Annotated in this window: 19 protein-coding genes; 6 read left to right on the top strand and 13 right to left on the bottom strand. The window is 73.9% G+C overall.

Annotation, left to right across the window (positions count from 1 at the left end; translation table 11 throughout):
• Nucleotides 1-29: 29 nt before the first annotated feature.
• Complete coding sequence (locus ABD296_RS19495) at nt 30-1,142, top strand: hypothetical protein (RefSeq protein ID WP_344268685.1); 1,113 nt, start codon at nt 30-32, stop codon at nt 1,140-1,142.
• 1 nt (nt 1,143) lies between these two features.
• Here ABD296_RS19495 and ABD296_RS19490 read toward each other — a convergent pair whose 3' ends face one another.
• Nucleotides 1,144-1,359: a hypothetical protein gene (locus ABD296_RS19490; protein ID WP_344268682.1), complete on the bottom strand. Its 216-nt coding sequence runs from the start codon at nt 1,357-1,359 to the stop codon at nt 1,144-1,146.
• A gap of 79 nt (nt 1,360-1,438) precedes the next feature.
• Here ABD296_RS19490 and ABD296_RS19485 point away from each other — a divergent pair, with 79 nt between their 5' ends.
• Nucleotides 1,439-1,819: a YchJ family protein gene (locus ABD296_RS19485; RefSeq protein ID WP_344268679.1), complete on the top strand. Its 381-nt coding sequence runs from the start codon at nt 1,439-1,441 to the stop codon at nt 1,817-1,819.
• Between the two features lie 189 nt (nt 1,820-2,008).
• Here ABD296_RS19485 and ABD296_RS19480 read toward each other — a convergent pair whose 3' ends face one another.
• The 8 genes from ABD296_RS19480 to ABD296_RS19445 all read right to left on the bottom strand — a co-directional run bounded on the left by ABD296_RS19480 (nt 2,009) and on the right by ABD296_RS19445 (nt 13,546).
• Nucleotides 2,009-2,416 carry a cupin domain-containing protein gene (locus ABD296_RS19480; protein ID WP_344268676.1) on the bottom strand — a complete coding sequence of 136 codons (408 nt, stop codon included), beginning with the start codon at nt 2,414-2,416 and terminating at the stop codon, nt 2,009-2,011.
• Entirely contained in the window at nt 2,407-3,237 is an 831-nt protein-coding gene (locus ABD296_RS19475) for a phosphoenolpyruvate hydrolase family protein (RefSeq protein WP_344268673.1), read from the bottom strand. The genes ABD296_RS19480 and ABD296_RS19475 overlap by 10 nt, the downstream gene beginning before the upstream one ends.
• Nucleotides 3,234-4,445: a Tm-1-like ATP-binding domain-containing protein gene (locus ABD296_RS19470; RefSeq protein WP_344268670.1), complete on the bottom strand. Its 1,212-nt coding sequence runs from the start codon at nt 4,443-4,445 to the stop codon at nt 3,234-3,236. The genes ABD296_RS19475 and ABD296_RS19470 overlap by 4 nt, the downstream gene beginning before the upstream one ends.
• A 69-nt stretch (nt 4,446-4,514) precedes the next feature.
• Nucleotides 4,515-5,210 carry an ABC transporter ATP-binding protein gene (locus ABD296_RS19465; protein ID WP_344268667.1) on the bottom strand — a complete coding sequence of 232 codons (696 nt, stop codon included), beginning with the start codon at nt 5,208-5,210 and terminating at the stop codon, nt 4,515-4,517.
• Nucleotides 5,207-6,142, bottom strand: coding sequence for an ABC transporter ATP-binding protein (locus ABD296_RS19460; protein ID WP_344268664.1), 936 nt, complete (start codon nt 6,140-6,142; stop codon nt 5,207-5,209). The genes ABD296_RS19465 and ABD296_RS19460 overlap by 4 nt, the downstream gene beginning before the upstream one ends.
• 43 nt (nt 6,143-6,185) lie before the next feature.
• Entirely contained in the window at nt 6,186-8,831 is a 2,646-nt protein-coding gene (locus ABD296_RS19455; protein WP_344268661.1) for an FtsX-like permease family protein, read from the bottom strand.
• On the bottom strand, nt 8,828-12,163 hold the full coding sequence (locus ABD296_RS19450) for an ABC transporter permease (RefSeq protein ID WP_344268658.1): 3,336 nt from the start codon (nt 12,161-12,163) through the stop codon (nt 8,828-8,830). Before ABD296_RS19450 ends, ABD296_RS19455 begins: the two co-directional genes overlap by 4 nt.
• A 117-nt stretch (nt 12,164-12,280) precedes the next feature.
• Nucleotides 12,281-13,546 (bottom strand): alpha/beta fold hydrolase, encoded by a 1,266-nt coding sequence (locus ABD296_RS19445; RefSeq protein ID WP_344268655.1) that lies wholly within the window; start codon nt 13,544-13,546, stop codon nt 12,281-12,283.
• A 50-nt stretch (nt 13,547-13,596) separates the two neighbouring features.
• Here ABD296_RS19445 and ABD296_RS19440 point away from each other — a divergent pair, with 50 nt between their 5' ends.
• Entirely contained in the window at nt 13,597-14,397 is an 801-nt protein-coding gene (locus ABD296_RS19440) for a hypothetical protein (RefSeq protein WP_344268652.1), read from the top strand.
• Between the two features lie 58 nt (nt 14,398-14,455).
• Here the strand turns inward: ABD296_RS19440 and ABD296_RS19435 are convergent, their stop codons facing one another.
• Together ABD296_RS19435 and ABD296_RS19430 are read right to left on the bottom strand one after the other, a co-directional pair.
• Entirely contained in the window at nt 14,456-14,590 is a 135-nt protein-coding gene (locus ABD296_RS19435; protein WP_344268649.1) for a hypothetical protein, read from the bottom strand.
• Nucleotides 14,590-14,877, bottom strand: coding sequence for a hypothetical protein (locus ABD296_RS19430; RefSeq protein WP_344268646.1), 288 nt, complete (start codon nt 14,875-14,877; stop codon nt 14,590-14,592). The genes ABD296_RS19435 and ABD296_RS19430 overlap by 1 nt, the downstream gene beginning before the upstream one ends.
• A 189-nt stretch (nt 14,878-15,066) precedes the next feature.
• On the opposite strand from ABD296_RS19430, the gene ABD296_RS19425 reads away from it, so the two are divergent.
• The 3 genes from ABD296_RS19425 (at nt 15,067) to ABD296_RS19415 (ending at nt 15,921) form a co-directional block, all read left to right on the top strand.
• Nucleotides 15,067-15,312 (top strand): winged helix-turn-helix domain-containing protein, encoded by a 246-nt coding sequence (locus ABD296_RS19425; protein ID WP_344268643.1) that lies wholly within the window; start codon nt 15,067-15,069, stop codon nt 15,310-15,312.
• A 173-nt stretch (nt 15,313-15,485) separates the two neighbouring features.
• The gene (locus tag ABD296_RS19420) at nt 15,486-15,608 is read left to right on the top strand and encodes a hypothetical protein (protein ID WP_344268640.1); all 123 of its coding nucleotides are present in this window, start codon (nt 15,486-15,488) and stop codon (nt 15,606-15,608) included.
• Between the two features lie 64 nt (nt 15,609-15,672).
• Nucleotides 15,673-15,921 (top strand): winged helix-turn-helix domain-containing protein, encoded by a 249-nt coding sequence (locus tag ABD296_RS19415; protein WP_344268637.1) that lies wholly within the window; start codon nt 15,673-15,675, stop codon nt 15,919-15,921.
• A 32-nt stretch (nt 15,922-15,953) separates the two neighbouring features.
• Here the strand turns inward: ABD296_RS19415 and ABD296_RS19410 are convergent, their stop codons facing one another.
• Nucleotides 15,954-16,865, bottom strand: coding sequence for a helix-turn-helix domain-containing protein (locus ABD296_RS19410; protein ID WP_344268634.1), 912 nt, complete (start codon nt 16,863-16,865; stop codon nt 15,954-15,956).
• Complete coding sequence (locus ABD296_RS19405; RefSeq protein WP_344268631.1) at nt 16,862-17,695, bottom strand: SAM-dependent methyltransferase; 834 nt, start codon at nt 17,693-17,695, stop codon at nt 16,862-16,864. The genes ABD296_RS19410 and ABD296_RS19405 overlap by 4 nt, the downstream gene beginning before the upstream one ends.
• Between the last annotated feature and the right edge of the window lie 54 nt (nt 17,696-17,749).

Here is a 17,749-nt window from a genome sequence, read left to right as displayed (position 1 = left end):
GGACGATTGCGCCAGCGGATGCTGGCGTCATGAAACGGTCATACGGGTGGCGGGGTGCGGTCGCGGCGGGTGCGCTGGCGGTGCTGGGGCTCGGAGCGGCACCGGCCGCGGCGGACACGGGATGGCACTCGGTGGCGTCACCGTTCGTTCCGGGCGGCACGCTGGCGGGGGTCGCGGCGATGGCGCCGGGCGACGCCTGGGTCGTCGGGACCTACTACCACATCGGCTCGACGGTCTTCGATCATCCGCGGCCGGTGATGCAGCGCTGGACGGGCTCGGGCTGGCAGGGCTACCCGCTGCCGAACGGGCAGTACGACGCGAGCCTGGACGCGGTGGCGGCGACGTCCCGGACCGACGCGTGGGCGGCGGGATACACCAGTAGCGCGTACCAGATCGGGAAGAACTGGATCCTGCACTGGGACGGGACCTCGTGGACGCAGGTCCACATCGCGGAGGGCGACGATGGCGCCGCGGGCACGGCGTCGGTCGACGCGCGTCCAGGGAACGTGTGGGTGTCGTTCGACTACCACGAGGTCTTCCGGGTCAGCGGTGGCAGCGCGGAGAAGGTCCCGCTGACGGGCCCCTCGCAGGAGATCTCGATCGCGCGGATCCGCGTCGGCGACGGCGCCGGCACATGGGTGGCCGGCAGGCACGGGCATTGGGACGGCCAGTGGGCCTACTACCCCGACACCGCCCAGTGGGACGGCCGCACCTGGACCGAGCACCCGGTCAACGTGTGGCCCGCGACGGCGCGGGCGACGGACGTGCTGCCGCTCGGCACCGGCGACGTGTGGGCCATCGGCCAGTCCGACGACCCCTCGGGCCCGCCCTTCCTGGCGCACTGGGACGGGACGGCCTGGCGCAACGTCCCGCTTCCGGGAGCCGGGCCGGCGACGCTGGCGACGCTGGCGCCGGACGGCCGTGGCGGCGCGTACGCGAGCGGGATGACCAGCGACGTTCAGGGCGCGCCGATGATCCTGCACCTGGATCCCGCCACGGGCGCGTGGTCGCGGGTGGACGTGCCGCAGTCGGCCGGGACGTGGAACTCCGTGCTGACCGGCCTCAGCGTCGCGCCCGGCGGGACGGCGATGTGGGGCGTCGGCAAGAGCGCGCTCGGCACGCTGGTGATGACGACCGGCTGAGTCAGCTCGTGTCGACGGAGCGCTGCTGGCCGGGGTAGCCGGGCTTCTGCACGGGGAGCCCGACCATCTCGTCGTCGAGCGTTCCGGCGGTGAGCGGCAGTTCCGGCGGTTCCGGATCGGGGCCGTCCGGTTTCGCGCCGGAGGGCGGGGCGTCCACCGGCCCGCCGGCGTTCACCCCCTGCGACTCGACGAGGTCGTCCTCATGCTGTTCATGCATGTTCATCCTCTTACCCGCCATAAGTCGGAATAGCCGGATGTCCTGCGAGGACGTGCTCCCGCTGCGGGACAATCGGAGCATGGCGAAGAAGTGCGCGTGCGGGTCCGGGGCCGCCTATGGAGAGTGCTGCGGGCGGCTGCACCGGGGCGAGGCCGAGGCGCGGACGGCCGAGGAGCTGATGCGGTCGCGGTTCAGCGCGTTCGCCGTCGAGGACGAGGACTACCTGCTGAGGAGCTGGCACCCGGCGACGCGGCCCGGCGACGTCGGCTTCGACCCCGCGACGCGCTGGACGCGGCTGGAGATCGTCCGCACCGAGGACGGCGGCCCCGGCGACGCCAAGGGCGTCGTGGAGTTCCGCGCGCACTACGCGACCGGCGGCGAGGACGGCGTCCTGCACGAGGTCAGCCGGTTCGTCCGGCACGACGGCGCCTGGGTCTACGTCCGCGGCAAGGTGCTCTGACCCGCCCGAGGAACGCCGACGACACCTGAGAGGGAGCGGCATCGGCCGTGCGGGGGAAGAGCCTCCGCTGTACCGGCTGGGACGTTGTGGGGGCGGGCGGCAGGCGCCCGCAGGAAGAGAGACTCACGATGTCGCACCGGAAATACGCAATCGCGGTGGCCGCGCCGGCCGCTCCGGAATGGCGCCGGGTCAGGTCTGGCGCCATTCGGGGACGGTTCCGGGAGCGTGGAGGCAGAAGTCCGGCGCGCCTTCGAGGGCCTTCTCCTCGCCTCCCGGCGTGTAGGTGACGATCAGCCGGAGCGGACGCCACGTCGCGTTGTAGGTGGAATGCCAGGCGCCCTTCGGGATGTGGACGGCGTCGCCCTCGCGAATGGTGAACGGCTCACCGTCGTCCACCATCTGCTCCGCCTCCCCGGAGATCACGTAGATGATCTCCTCGGCGTTCGGGTGGTTGTGCCGCGCGTGGCCCTTGCCCGGGTTGACGATCACTTCACCGAGCGTGCTGCCCGCACCGTCGACGCCGGACGGGGCGACGAACCACTTGATCGAGCCCCAGTCGAAGGTCATCGTGGGCACGTCGCCGGGAGTCACGTGCATGAGAGCTCCAGGTTCTTGAAGGCGGCGACCTGGTCGGTGATGGCCCGTTCGGTCGGCAGCCGTTCGACCGAGGAGGCGCCGAAGAAGCCGACGACGCCGTTCGTGCGGGACAGCACGTAGGCGGCGTCGTCCGGTTCGGCGATCGGGCCGCCGTGGCACAGGACGAGCACGTCGTCGCGGACGGCGGCCGCGGCGTCCCGCATGGCCTGCACCTTCGCGACCGCCTCGTCCAGGGACAGGGCGGTGCCGGCGCCGATGCTGCCCTTGGTGGTGAGCCCGACGTGCGGGACGAGGACGTCCGCGCCCGCCTCCGCCATCGCGCGCGCCGAGTCCTCGTCGAAGACGTAGGGGGCGGTGACGAGGTCGCGTTCGCGTGCGAGCCGCACCATCTCCACTTCCAGGTCGTAGCCCATGCCGGTCTCTTCGAGGTTCTGCCGGAACACGCCGTCGTAGAGGCCGACGGTCGGGAAGTTCTGCACCCCGGCGAACCCCATCGCCTTCAACTGGTCGAGGAAGACGGGCATGACCCGGAACGGGTCGGTGCCGCACACGCCCGCGAGGACCGGGGTGTCCCGCACGACCGGCAGCACCTCCGACGCCATCTCGACGACGATCTGGTTCGCGTCCCCGTACGGCAGCAGGCCCGCCAGGGAGCCGCGGCCCGCCATCCGGTACCGGCCCGAGTTGTAGATGATGATCAGATCGACGCCGCCGGCCTCCGCGCACTTGGCGGACAGGCCGGTGCCCGCTCCCGCGCCGATCACCGGCTCGCCTGCCGCGACGGCGGCCCGCAGGCGCTCCAGGACGGTCCGACGGTTCACTGCTCTCCCCCTGCGATCAGCCCGTGCAGCCGGTCGGCCATCGCGCGGCCGAACGACGGGTCGTTGATGTTCACGTCCAGCCTCTCGGTCTCGACGGCGCCGTCCATCGCCGCGAAGCAGGCGGCGTCGGCGTCCGGGTCGTGGAACGGCAGGCCGGGCGCGTCCAGCGCCGACACCCCGCCGAGCGGGAGGAACAGCACCGTCGGCCCGGTCGCGGCGGACAGCTTCGCCGCGACCCGCCGCCCGAGTTCCGCCATCTCGTCCGGTGTCGTCCGCATCAGCGTCACGGTCGGGTTGTGGACGTAGAGGTTGCGGCCGGCGAACCGTTCGGGGACGGTGCCGCGCGGCCCGAAGTTCACCATGTCGAGGGCGCCCGGCGCCACGACCTGCGGGATCCCGTGCCGCCCCGCCGCCGTGAGCCGGTCGGGGCCCGCCGACAGCACCCCGCCGACCAGGTCGTCCGCGAGTTCCGTCGTGGTCAGGTCGAGGACGCCCGTGATGAGGCCGCTGTCGACCAGGCCTTCGAGCGCGCGTCCTCCGGCGCCGGTCGCGTGGAAGACCAGCACCTCGTAGCCCAGCTCGCCGAGCCGCTCCCGCGCCGCGTCCACCGCCGGGGTCGTCACGCCGAACATCGACGCCGCCACCAGCGGCCGCTCGTCCCCCGCCTCCCGCGGTGCCGCCGCGTGCGCCTTCGCCATGCCCACCGCCGCTGCCGCCGCGTTCCCGAGGATCAGCCGCGACACCCGGTTCACGCCCGCGATGTCGACGACGCTGTAGGTCATCGTGACGTCCTTCGCGCCGACGTAGGGCGCCACGTCTCCGGCCGCCATCGTCGACACGATCAGCTTCGGCAGCCCGATCGGCAGGTCCCGGACGGCCCGCGCCGCGATCGACGACCCGCCGCTGCCGCCGACGGCGAGGACCGCGTCCACGCGCCCCTGCACGGTCAGCTCCGCGAGGACGACCGCCGCGCCCTCGCCCATCGCGGTGACCGCCGGCCCCCGGTCGCCCGCGTTTCGCAGCACCTCGATCGACGTGCCGCCCGCCCGCGCGACCCGCTCCGCCGGCACGTCCGCCGCCGTCCGCGATTCGCCGACGCCCGCGTCAACGAGGACGACGTCGCAGCCCAGATCCAGGATCTGGTCGCGCAGCCACGCGTATTCCGCGCCCTTGGTATCGAGCGTCCCCACCAGCACCACGGTCGCCACGCCGCACCCTCCCGTCCCGGACTCCGCTTCCGAAGATCCTGCCCTCGCGCGCGCCCCCACAACCGGCCCTCAGACGGCCGGCACCGGCGCCTCGGTGATCTTTCCGTCCTCCAGGTGCAGGACTCGGTCGGCCTCCGACAGCAGCGCCTGGTCGTGCGTGGCGACGAGGACCGTGACGCCCTCGCCGGCGACGACCGCGCGCAGCAGCGGCATGATCGCGGCGGCGGTCTCGGAGTCGAGCTGGCCGGTGGGCTCGTCGGCGAGCAGCAGCCGCGGCCGGTTGGCCAGGGCGCGGGCGATCGCGACGCGCTGCCGCTGCCCGCCGGACAGCTCGTAGGGGCGCTGCGCGGCGTGGCCGGCGAGGCCGACGAGCGCGAGCAGCACCCGGACGCGCTCGTCGCGCTCGGCGGGCGCGGTGCGGGTCAGCCGCAGCGGCACCTCGACGTTCTCGGCGGCCGACAGCACCGGGATGAGGCCGTGCGACTGGAACACGAAACCGAGGTCGTCGCGGCGCAGCGCGAGCAGCTCGTCCTCGCTGAGGGCGCCGATGTCGCGGCCGTCGACGCGGACGGTGCCGCCGTCCGGGGCGTCCAGGCCGCCGATCAGGTTCAGCAGGGTCGTCTTGCCGGACCCGGACCGGCCCTCGATCGCGACGAGCTCGCCGGGCGCGACGCGGAACGAGGCGCCGCGCAGCGCGGGCACCTCGACCCGGCCGGTGCGGTAGGTGCGGACCAGGTCGTCGACGGCGACCATCGGCTCGGTCATGCGTCCTCCTCGCGGGGCCGGTCGGGCCAGACGCCGACGTGGTCGCTCTCCAGTGCCAGCCGGACGCGGTCGCGCATGCCGAGCGTCTCGGTGAAGCCGCGCGGCAGCTGGACGCGGCCGGCCCGGTCCAGGACGGCGTACTCCTCGGCGGTGCGGGTGCCGTCGGCCGCGTCGCGGCGGCGGACCTCGCTGCTGGTGCGGCCGTCGCGGATGCCGACGGTGCGGTCGACCTGCTCGGACACGCCGGCGTCGTGGGTGACGATCACGGCGGTGGTGCCGAACTCCCGGTTGACCCGGCGGAGCGCGGCGAACACCTCGGCCGCGGTCGCGGTGTCGAGCTCGCCGGTCGGCTCGTCGGCGAGCACGACGTGCGGCTCGTTGGCGACCGCGACGGCGATCGCGATGCGCTGCTGCTGGCCGCCGGACAGCTCCGCGGGGCGGCGGCCCGCGCATTCGCCGACGCCGAGCATGCCGAGCAGGTCGGCGGCGCGGGTGGCGCGCTCGCGGCGGGACCGCCCGGCGAACCGCATGGGCAGCTCGACGTTCTGCGCGGCGGTCAGGTACGGCAGCAGGTTGCGGGCCGTCTGCTGCCAGATGAAGCCGACCTTCTCGCGGCGGAACGTCAGGCGCTCCTTGGCCGACATGGTGAGCAGGTCGGACCCGGCGACGCGGGCGACGCCGGCGGTCGGCACGTCCAGCCCGGACAGGATGTTGAGCAGGGTGGACTTGCCGGAGCCGGACGCGCCGACGACGGCGATCAGCTCGCCGGGGTCGACGAGCAGGTCCAGGCCCTGGAGCGCGACGACCTCGATGCCCTCGCTCTTGTAGATGCGCACGAGGTTGTCGCAGACGATGTGCGCGCCCTCGCCGTAGGCGGGGCCGCGCTCGACGGCGCGGCGTTCGAGTTCGGCCAGGTCGGGTGCGTCGGCCAAGGATCCTCCTCCGTGCGGGGGGACGGCCCCGGGTTCCCTCACGTCAGTCCCCCGTTCTCAGGACGTCGCCCAGGGACGGGCGGTCGAAGGCGCGGTCGACGGCGAGGGCCGCGGCGGCGGCCAGCAGCAGCGCGGCGAGCAGCGCCAGGAACGCGGCGGCGCCGGGCGCGTGGCCGGTGGCGGCGTACCCGGAGGTGTAGGGGCGCAGGTCGACGACCGGTCCGGTGATCTCGGGCAGGAGCAGCCCGAGGACCCACCCGGCGGCGACCGCGCACAGCAGCACCGGCGCGATCTCGACGAGCGCGAGGGTGCGGCTCTGCCGCCGGCCGAGGCCGAGGACGCGCAGGTGCGCGATGGTCCGGGCGCGGGCACGGGCGCCGACGACCAGGACCAGCAGCACGGCGAGCAGCCCGTAGCCGCCGGCGATCAGCGCGGCGTTCCGGAAGGTGCGGTGCACGAGGTCGATCGTCGGGACGCCGGTCATGCCGTGCAGGACGTCGCTCCGCAGCCGCAGGTTCCGGGTGACCTCCTTGGGGGTGGCGGCGTCGAGCACCTTGCCCAGCGCGGCGCCGTCGATGTGGTCGCCGCGCAGGAACACCTCGGACGGCCGCTGCAGGGAGTCCAGCGTCCTGTAGGGGACGATGACGAACGGGGAGCCGGGGGGCACGGAGGGGAAGTCGTCGATCGTCCCGGTCGGCTCGACCCGGATCGGGCCGGTGAGGGAGCTGGTGAGGGTGACCGGCTTGGACCCGGACTTGAGGATCGCGGCGGCGTCCGGCGAGGCGAGTTGCCCGTTCGGCGCGCCGGGCACTCCGGGGACGTCGGGGAACGCCTTGCGGTAGGCGTCGAGGTCGACGGCGACGACGGTGATCGGCGACGGGTCGCCGGGCCCGGTCGCGTCCTCGACGATCCGGGCCGGGACCGCGGCGGTGACGCCGCGGACCGCGCGCGCCTTCGCGACGGCGCCCGGGTCGAGGTCGGCGGACTCGATGCGGGCGTCGCCGCCGACCATGCTGTACGAGGCGCGGACCTGCCCGTCCCGCAGCGCCGTGTCGACGGTCGCGCTGAACCCGGCGACGGCGGCGGCGAGCAGCAGGACGACCAGCGGCAGCGCGCCGGTCATCGTCTGCCGGGAGGCGCGCGCGAGGCCGACGAACAGGACGGCGCCGCGGCCGCGACGCAGCGCGGGCGCGGCGGCGCGCAGCAGGTAGGGGTAGGCGCGCAGGACGAGCACGCCGAGCGCGGCGCCGAGCAGGACGGGGACGGCGGCGACGAGCGGATCGTCCCCGGACGCGTCGCCGCGCCGCCGCAGCACCACGACGCCGGCGACGGCGACGGCGGCCAGCAGCACGTCCAGGACGAGGCGGCGCACGGACGGCCGGGCGGTGGCCAGGTCGTCGCGGCCGGCAGGGCCGGGGGCGGCGCCGCGTTCGCGCAGCACCAGCGCGCCGGACACCGCCAGGACGAGCACGACCAGCGCGGCCACGACGACGATCGACCGGGGCTGGGGCGGTCCGGCGTCCAGGAGGCGTCCGGCGGCGTAGCCGAGCGCGGCGGCGGGGACGACGGCGAGCGCGGTGAGCCCGCAGGCGTGCCCGGCGAGCGTGCGCAGCGACGCGCCGCGGGCGCGCATCGTGCCGAGGACCGGGCGGAGCCGTTCGCCGAGCAGCCCGGCGGCCAGCAGCAGCACGCCGGCGGCGACGGCGGCGAGCCCGGCCAGCGCCGTCCCGAGGATGGACTGGGCGGTGCGCAGCCGGACCTGGAAGACGTGCAGCCGGCCGTCCAGCGAGGTCGCGACGGTGCAGGAGAACGGGCCGGCGTGGCCCTGGACGGCGGTGCGGTAGGCGTCGAGGTCGGCGGCGGCGGCGCGGGCGCGTCCGGTGTCGAAGGCGCCGGGCCGGACCGGGAACCGCCACGTGAACGTGAAGGTCCGGTCGGCGCCGTGGGTGAGGACGGTGTAGCCGCGGGCGTCCATCAGCGCGGTGCCGACGTCCGCTTCGGCGCCGTCCGGGCTGATGATCCTCTTCATCGCCTTGAGCAGGCCGGGGCGGGAGGCCCAGTAGGGGTCGCGGGGGTTCTTGGGCGCGTAGAGGCCGGTGATGCGGGCGTACAGCGGGCCGCGGGCGTCCGGGTCCTTGAGGGTCATCCGGTCGCCGGGACGGTAGCCCATGGCCTGCGCGTACTGCTGGGCGACCATCACCTCGACCTCCTGGCCGGAGGCGGCGACGTCGGGCTCGGGAGGCCGGTTCACGGGCAGCCGGCCGGCGACGAGGCCGATGCGCTTCCAGGCGCCCGGTTCCCAGTCGAAGCCCATGAGCCGAGGCTGCCGGAAGGTCCCGTCGATGTACATCTGCGTGGTGAGGGCGACGGACGCTTCGGCCGGCCCGGTGACCTCGCGCAGCGAGTCGGGCAGGAGTTGCTGCCAGGTGAGGCCGTTGGTGTCCAGCACCACCTCGTCCGGGACGGCGACGGCCGCGTCGAGCCCGTGCGACGTGCCGGTGACCTTCAGGTCGGCGTCCGAGCCGACGGCGGCGGGGGCGCCGCGGTCGTACCCGGCGGCGGTCGCGGCCGGGACGGTGACCGCCAGCAGCGCCGACACCAGCGCCAGCACGGCGAGCGCGGCGAGCGGCGCCCACTGCGTGCGGGCCAGCCGGAGCCACGGCCCGGCCTGCGGGACCGGCCTCATCATTCCTCCCCCGTGCGCAGTCCGGCGCCGACGTTGCGGCGGCGCAGCACCCGGATGACCGGGGGCAGCACCAGCCCGAGGACGGCGGCCGTCCCGGCGAGCATCGCCGCGACCAGCGGCCACTGGACGATCAGGACGGCCGGCGGGTACGGCTCGGTGGTCTGCAGCCCGACGACCAGGTGCGGGACGACGAGCCGGGCGACGGCCAGGCCGAGCGCGGTGCCGCCGGCGAGGCCGACCACGACGAGGAACGCCTGCTCGACCGCGAGCATCCCGGCGACCTGGCGCGGGTGCACGCCGAGGGCGCGCAGCACCGCGAACTCGCGGGACCGCCGCCCGGCGGTGACGGCGGCGTTCACCACGAAGGCGATGACGGCGAACGCGAGCGCGGAGCCGAACCCGAGGACGAGCACGCCCTGGAGGGTGGCGCCGAGCGGGGCGTCGCGCAGCCGGGAGCGCAGCGCGGCGCGGTCGGCGGCGACCTCGCCCCATTCGTGGTGCGCGCCGACGGCCTTGGCCGCGGGCCCCGTGCGGTCACCGGAGACCGACGCCCACCACTCGCCGGGCTGCGTGCCGTCGGGCCCGGTCTGCCCTGCGGCGACCCGCTTCTGCACGAGGGTGGGCAGGTCGACGAGGACGGCCGGGGTGCCGGGCGCGATGGTCGGCAGCGTCTCGACGATCCCGACGACCTTGACCGGCTGGTCGCCCTCGCCTCCGCTCAGCGTGACGGTGCCGCCGACGCCGACCTTGGCGCGGGACGCGGCGGCGGTGGTGACGACGCCCGGCACGACCGGCATGAGGCGCGGGTTCTTGCCGTCGTGGGCGGGCGGCGTGCCGGTGCCGAGCACCGCGTGCACGATCGTTCCGCTGGTGGGCAGCTCGGTGCCGTACACGAGCTGGCCGGGCGGGGTCGTGGGGATCGCGATCTCGGCGATCCCGCGTCCCTTTCCGAGTTCCGGCCGCACCGGCTTGGCGGGGTCCACCGGCTCGACGAAGACGTCCCAGGCCGCCCTGGGGGGCATCGCCGCGTCGCCGGTGCCGTCGCCGCGGACGCGCTCCACGGTCAGGTCGAGCGGCCCGCTGTAGGGGTTGTCGTCGTAGGAGTAGTCCAGCGCGCGGACCGACAGGGGGTAGCTCAGCGCGCCGCCCGGTCCGGTGATGGCCGCGGCGTCGACCGCGATCGTGTGCGTCCTGCCGTCCGGCGGGACCCCGTCGAGTTCGACGCGGCCGACCACCCCGCGCGCGTCGCCGACGCTCAGCTCCGCCTTGAACGTCCGGCCTCTCCTGACCTGGGCGTCGGGCGGCTGCTCGGGGGTGGGGCCAGTGCGCTTCAGCCGCACGTCGACCAGCAGCCGTCCGGGCCTGCCGGGGACCGCCAGCGCCGGCGCGCCGGGACGCCCTTCGGCCAATTGGCCGAGCGAAAGGGCGTCGCGGAGGTCGGAGCGGACCCGCAGCATCGGCCCGAGCGCCCGCGCGTCGGCGGCGAGCATGGTCGCGGACGCGGTGCCGATGGTGCCGTCGGTGCGCAGCACGCCGGTGGCGGACGTGACGCCGGGAAGCGCGGCGATCCGCGCGCCGGTGCCGAGCGGGGTCGCGCCGCCGACGCCGTTCACGCCGGCGACGCGCAGGTCGGCGCCGCTCTGGAAGTCGGCCTGGTCGGTCTGCGAGCGGCGCCAGGTCGCCATCGTGGTGACCGACAGGACCCCGACCGCGATCGCCATGATCAGCAGCAGCACGGGCCCCGCGTATCGCGTGGACTGGCGGCCGACCTGGCGGGTGCCGAGGGCGGGGGCGAGGCCCCGGCCGCGCGCGGCGATCCGTTCGGCGGCGCCGGACGCCAGCGGCACGGCGCGCAGCAGCAGGACGGCGCCGGCGAGCAGCCCGAGCGCGGGCCCGGACACGATGACGGGATCCACCCCGGTGGCACTGCCGGAGCCGCCGGAGCCGTCCACCCCGTACCGGGTGAGCTGCCAGATCGCCAGCCCGGCGACGAGCAGCAGCGCGAGGTCGGCGCCCGATCCGCCCAGCCTGCTCCGGGCGGTGCGGCCCATCCCGGCCTGCGCTTCGACGAACGTGCGGTTGGCGCCGCGCAGCGTCGGAAGGCCGAGCGCGATGGCGCCGGCCAGCGCCGTCGCGACCGAAACGCCGAACAGGGGCGGCAGCGGCCCGGCGTCGAGCCTCAGCCCGGACGCCCGGATCGCGGGCGCCAGGCCGGCCAGGCGCAGCAGCGGCCCGGCCAGCAACGGCCCGCACACCGCGGCGGGCAGCACGATCAGCGCGCCCTCCGCGACGCTCAACCCGGCGAGCCGACGCATGCCGAGGCCGCGGGTGCGCAGCAGCGCCACCTCGCCGCGCCGGTGGTCGGCGAGCAGCCGCGCGACCAGCATCCAGGCGCAGCCCGCCAGCAGGATCAGCTGCAGCACCGGGATCAGCAGCAGCGACCGGGTGACCCGCATGGCGTCGCCGAGCTGGCCGGTGAGCTGTGGGAGGTTCGTCACGGCGGTGTACTGGGCGCCGCCGAGTGCCTTGCCGTAGACGTCACCGCCGTGCGCGACACGGTCGCCGAGCGGGCCGAGGTCGCCGGTGTCCAGGCGCCGCAGGTCGGGCAGAACCGTCCACCGGACGGACACGCCGGTGCCGGTGAACCGGGCGGCGAACACGTCCTGCGGCACCATGAGCGGCCCGTACGTGGTGTAGTCGCCGCGTTCGGCGCCGGTGCCGATCAGCCCGTCGCCCTGCCAGAAATAGTCGTCGGACCTGGGGACGTCGAACAGCCCCACGACCTTGGCCCGCACGACCGACTTGCCGTCGATCCGGCCGTGCAGGGTCAGGACGTCGCCGACGGAGGCGTGCATGAGGCGGGCAGCGGTGGCCGGGAGGGCCGCCTCGACCTCGGTGTCCTTACCGGCCCCAGCGCCCGGCGACGGCCAGCGTCCCTGCGCGAGCCGGGCGTGCCGGTCGATGCCGGTGTAGGTCTCGAACACCGTCAGCTCGGGATGCGGGTTCTTCTCCTGCCCCGGCAGCGTGTAGGAGTCGCTGCGGACGCCCATCGAGACCGACAGCGGCACGTCCCGGTAGATCCGCTTGAGCGCCCCGTCCACCTGCCGCTGCGCGGTGGCGAGGCCGCCGGGCGGGACGGTGGTGCTGAGCGTCGCGCCGGAGGACGCGAACGTCGCCTGCGCGAGGGTGCGCCGCAGTCCCTCGCGGGTCGTCGAGCCCGCGTAGCCGACCAGCGCCGCGAGGACGGTCGTGGCGAACAGCGCGGTGGCGCACGCCGCGAGCACCAGCGTCCGGTCGGCGGCCATGCGGCTGACGACGAGCCCCCGTTGCCCCATGGCCGTTCATGATCAACCGCCGTCGCCGGGACGACAAGACCTCGCGACGCGCTTGTCCTTATCGCAACATTTCCGATACTTGACCATGATCGCGACAGAATCGGCGGCCTCCGGAGGTCACCGGTCGCCGCGCCGCAGCGCGATGAGGCGGTCGAGGACGTTCGCGTCAGCCGACAGACCGTTGTGCGCGTATTCGCTGGTCACCCACGTCCGGATGCCGGGGATGACGGACGCCGTGGCCATCGACATCTCGCGGTCCACGTACATGTCGTCGTAGTAGACGGCGGCCGTCACCGGGACGGTCGTGGACGCCAGCCGCTCCGCGTCGTAAAGCGCGGGCCATTCGTGGGCCGCGACCAGGTCGGCGCATTCCCGCAGCGGCACCAGCGCCGGGTCCTCCTCGAACAGGAACGGCAGGATGGTCTCGCCGAGGAAACGGAACGGTTCCGCCTGCGGCTCGAACTCGGGGAACTCCGCGAGCACCCGCGCCGCCGCCCAGTTCGACGCCATCCCATTGCTCACGCACGCCTCGTGAATGAGCGCGTACAGCGGTTGCGCGGCGAACGAGACGATGCCGTCGACGCCCCGCAGGAACGTGTCGGAGAGCCGCCCGCCTGAGATGAACGCCTCCTCCAACAGGTAATGCAGATTGTCGAACTGCACGGAATGGCCGAGCCCGATGCCGATCGTCTGGAACCGGCGCGCCGTCAGCCGCTCCCCGCCAGGAAGCCGCTCATCGTTCTCGTCCAGGTGCGCGGCGATGCGGCGCGCCGCGTCCTGGTCCTCGGGATAGCGCGCGAAATAGCACTCATTGGCCGCCGCGATCCGTCTGTACGCGGCCCGGTACCAGTCGTCGGGCGTCGCCGTCAGGCTCGGCAGCCCGCCGGTGATGAACGCCTCGCTCAACCCTTCCGGCGCGATCGATAGGTACGTCACCGAGCAGAATCCGCCGAAGCTCTGCCCAAGAACGCTCCACGGCCGATCACCGATCAGATGCCGGCGCAGCAGTTCGGCGTCCCGCACAATCGAGTCGGCACGGAAATGCCGCAGATATTCGGCCGCGGCCTTCGGATCGGCAGGCAGCGTCTGCCGGTTCGCGGGCGTGCTGCGCCCGGTGCCGCGCTGATCGAGCAGCAGCACCCGGTAGTCCCGCAGCGCCCGCTCCAGCCACGCCGCGGGCATCGCCCCCGGCCGCGGCGCCCTGTTCCCCGGCCCGCCCTGCAGGAAGAGCAGCCACGGCAGATCGTCGTCCCGCCTGCCCGGCGCGACGACCTCACGCGCATAGACCTGGATCGTCGGCCCTGCCGGGTCGCCGTGGTCGAGCGGAACGTCCAGGAAGTGATCGGCGCAGGCATACCCCGGCCGAGTGAACGAAGTCGGCATACCTCTCACTATCCCCGACACCCTGACCTGCCTCGACCTATGGTGTGCCGATGAGCGGAGGCCACGCCCACTACGTCATCGTCGACCGGAAAGGGCATCGCGTCTGGTCACGCGACCGCGGCGCGAGGACCCTCCAGACCGACCTCCTGTCCGGCCCCGACCGCACCATCGAGTTCGTCCGCGCCCAGAAGGGCGGCACTCCCGACTTCTGGATGAACTCGGTGTGGTGGCGGGCCGTCCTCCTGCTCGACCTGCGGCACCGGCTCCTGCTCGTCCAGATCGCCGACGACGTGTGCGCGCCGTCCGTCCCCGAGATCCGCGCGTGGCTGCACGACGTCCGCGCCGAGTGGCCCGGCTGGGACGTCCGCTGGGCCGCGCGCGGCCTGCACGAGGTCATGGACTACCTCGGCCTGCCGTACGACACCGTCCGCTACCTGGACGACCCGCCACCGCCCCTGGCCGAGCAATGGGCCGGCCCCCCGAACGGCGACGACCTCACCGAAATGCCCGAGACGCTCATAGCCGTCCGAAGCGCCGAGGGCCACCTCTCCCTGGCCTCCACCTGGATCCTCACCCCGGACGCCGCCCTCCTCGCCGGCCCGGACGCCCTCCTCGTCCCCCAAGACCAGGCGACCGACATGGCCGTCCTCGAAGGCGTCCCCTGGAACGGCCTCTACGTGGACGCCCCTGCCCGCCGCGCCGACTGGTGGGCGACCGACCTCCCCCTCGACCCGCGTCGCCTCCCCGCCCTCTGGCCCGGCTGGACCCTCACGGACCACGGCGAGGCCTACGAGGAGGTAGCCGCCCTCATCGGCCCGCCCCTCCTCATCCAACCCCCACCCGCGCGTTGAGTTGCGGCGAGTCGTCGTTATCCGGCCGCGCATAACGACGACTCGCCGCAACTCAACGTCAGAACATCGCGCGGTGGCGGCCCCGGTAGCGCGGTCGACGGGCTGGGACGAGCGTGAGCACGCACGCCACGACGAACCCGAGGGCCAGGGCGACGGTCCCCCACCCGGCGAGCGTGATGATCGCGCCCGCCATCACAGCGACACTCCAGGACGTCCGTTCAGCAGCGATTTGAGCGCGGTCACGGCATTGCAGATCTGGTGCGCCTCAGCGATCGCGTGCCCCCACGACGTGTAGAACCACGGGCGCCCGCCGTCGTCCTCGCGCGATCGCAGGATCAGCAGGTCGGACGGGTGGTCCGCGCCGCACTGCCAGGCGCCCGGACGCCCCACGCCGCACCCCTGCGCGTCCGGGTTCGAGACATGGAGCCCGTCCGGCGTCATGCGCGCCCGGATCTTGTGCGCCCGCAGTACGGTCCCCAACGCTTCCAGACGGGCTCTAGCATCAGGAGTCATGGTCGGTCGGCCTCCTTCGAAGGCAGATCGGTCGAGACCCCGGGCGACGTGGCCGCGCCGCCCGGGGTCGTCTTGTTCTCGGGCCTTACAGTACTCGTCTTGTCTCAGGCTGTCTTGTCTCCGGTCGCTTTACCCCGACTCGTCCAGACTTGGTCTGTGACCTTCGAGTTCTCAGGACCGGAACCGCTGTACGCGCAACTCGCGGACGAGCTGCAGCGGCGGATAGAGGCGGGCGTGTACCCGGTCGGGCAGCGCATCCCCAGCGAGGCGGAGATCAGAGAGGAGTTCGGAGTCGGCCGGACCACCACGCGGGCGGCCGTCGAGATCCTGCGCGGAAAGGGCAGGGTCGTGACGGCGAAAGGCCGCGGTACGTACGTGATCGCACCATCACCCGCCGAGTGACCCGGCGGATCGCGTGGATGTAGGCGTGTTCTCGTGGACCTGACCACGATCAACCTCGACCAGCCGCGCCCCGCGTACCGGATCATCGCGGCCGCGATCGCGGACGAGATACGGGCGGGGAGGCTGCGCCCCGGGCAACGCATCCCGCGTCGGCCCGTGGCATCGCCAACGACGTGGGCGTCTCACTGCGGACGGCCGACGCCGTCCTACGGACATTGCGGGAAGACGGGCTGACCGTGAGCGTGCACGGGCTCGGCACGTTCGTCGCCGAGGACGCCGACAAGCCGGCGGAATAGCGCCGCCTCGTGGCGGCGAGCAAATCCACTCGGTGCTCGTGCGTGCACAGCTAGCGTCATACACATGGTGGACCTCTACGACCCGCGTCCGCTGCGCGAGCAGATCTCTTCTCTGATCACAGGGCGGATCGCCGACGGCACCTACGCGATCGGGTCGAAGATCCCGACCACCCGCGAGCTCGCTCGGGAGTGCGACGTCAGCGAGCGGACGATCGCCGAAGTGATCAGAGCGCTCAGGGAGAGCGGCGTCCTGCGCGGGATACCGGGGCGCGGCGTCTACGTCCTGCGGATGCCGGACGACGGCGACGTCTGACCGGCCTCGGTCCGCTCAGGGCGGCGGGTGGGTCAGAGAGTGGCGAGGACGTTCTCGATGAAGTCCGGGGTGCGGGCGGGGGGTTCGGCCTGGACGCCCAGGTGGTTCAGTACGTCGCGGTAGCGGGTGACGTCGGACGGGCGGTCCGGGTAGGTCGCGCCGGCGAGGTGCTCCAGGTACACGACGTCCGGCAGTTCGGGTTCGGCGAACCGGAGCAGGGTCACCGGGCAGGTCTCGCCGGCGTGGCCGCCGATGGCGAACGGCAGCACCTGGACGGTGACGTTCGGCAGCCGCGCCATCTCGATCAGGTGCCGCAGCTGCGCGCGCAGGACGTCGGGGCCGCCGACGGCGCGGCGCAGCGCGGCCTCGTCCAGCACCGCCCACAGCTTCACCGGCTCGGGGCGCTCCAGCACCTGGCGGCGGCGCATCCGCAGCTCGACGCGGCGCTCGATCTCCTCGCGGCCGGCCTCGGGAAGGCGGGCGGCGAGGAGCGCGCGGGCGTAGTCCTCGGTCTGCAGCAGGTCCGGGATGTTCTGCACCTCGAAGACCCGGACGAGCACGGCGCCCTGCTCCAGCCCGAGGTAGGGCTCGAACCAGCCGGGCACGAGGTCGGCGTACCGCTGCCACCAGCCCGGACGGTTCGCCTGCTCGGCCAGCTCCAGCAGCGCCTCGCGGCGGGCCGGGTCGTCCACCCCGTACAGGGTGAGCAGGTCGGCGACGTCGCGCTCCTTGAACCCGACGCGGCCCAGCTCCATTCGGCTGATCTTGGAGTGGGAGCCGCGGATCTCGTAGCCGGCGGCCTCGGTGGAGATCTCGGCGGCCTCGCGCAGCCGGCGCAGCTGCGCGCCGACGACCATCCGCAGGACGGTCGGCCCGGCCGCGGCCGCGCCGAGCGCGGCGCCGGAGCCGCTCGCGGGCGCCTCGCCCGGGTACGGGGCGCTCATGACGCCTTGCGCCCGACGGCGCAGAACTCGTCGACCTCCGGCGGCCCGCCGAACCTGCCGGGCTCGGACCGCCACCGCGACACCGACACGACGCCGGGCTCCAGCAGCTCCAGCCCCTCGAAGTAGCCGGCGATCATCTCCGGGGTCCGCAGGTGGTAGGCGGCGGGGCTGGCCTGGTTCCACATCTCGATCGCGCCGCGGAACGCCTCGCCGGTGATGACGTCGGTGCCGTCGGCGACCGCGAGGTAACTGCCGGCGGGCAGGGCGTCCATCAGCCGGCCGACGATCGCGCACGCCTCCTTGTGGTCGGCGACGTGGCCGAGGATGTTCAGCAGCATCAGCGCGACGGGCCGGTCGAAGTCGAGCGTCCGGGACGCCTCGGCGATGATGCGGCCGGGGTCGCGCAGGTCGGCGTCGACGTAGTCGGTGGCCCCCTCGGGGGCGCTGGTCAGCAGCGAACGGGCGTGCGCGAGGACGAGCGGGTCGTTGTCGACGTAGACGATGTGCGACCGCGGCGCGACCCGCTGCGCCACCTCGTGGGTGTTGTCGACGGTCGGCAGGCCGGTGCCGACGTCGAGGAACTGCCGGATGCCCGCCTCGCCCGCCAGGTACCGGACGGCGCGGGCGAGGAAGCCCCGCGAGTGCTTGGCGACGTCCACGATCTGCGGGTAGACGGCGACGAACTGGTCGCCGGCGGCGCGGTCCACGGGGTAGTTGTCCTTGCCGCCCAGCCAGTAGTTCCAGATGCGGGCGGACTGCGGGACGGACGTGTCGATCTCGGGCGTTCCGGGCGCCGGGGGCGCGTCCGGTCCACGCTTCGGGTCTCCCACGGACGCCTCCTCGGGCGCACGGCGACGTGCCTTCCGCAAAGAAGTTACCCGCCT

The sequence above is a fragment of the Actinomadura napierensis genome (assembly GCF_039529375.1).
Lineage (GTDB): Bacteria > Actinomycetota > Actinomycetes > Streptosporangiales > Streptosporangiaceae > Spirillospora > Spirillospora napierensis.
This window is presented reverse-complemented; position numbering and strand designations above follow the sequence as displayed.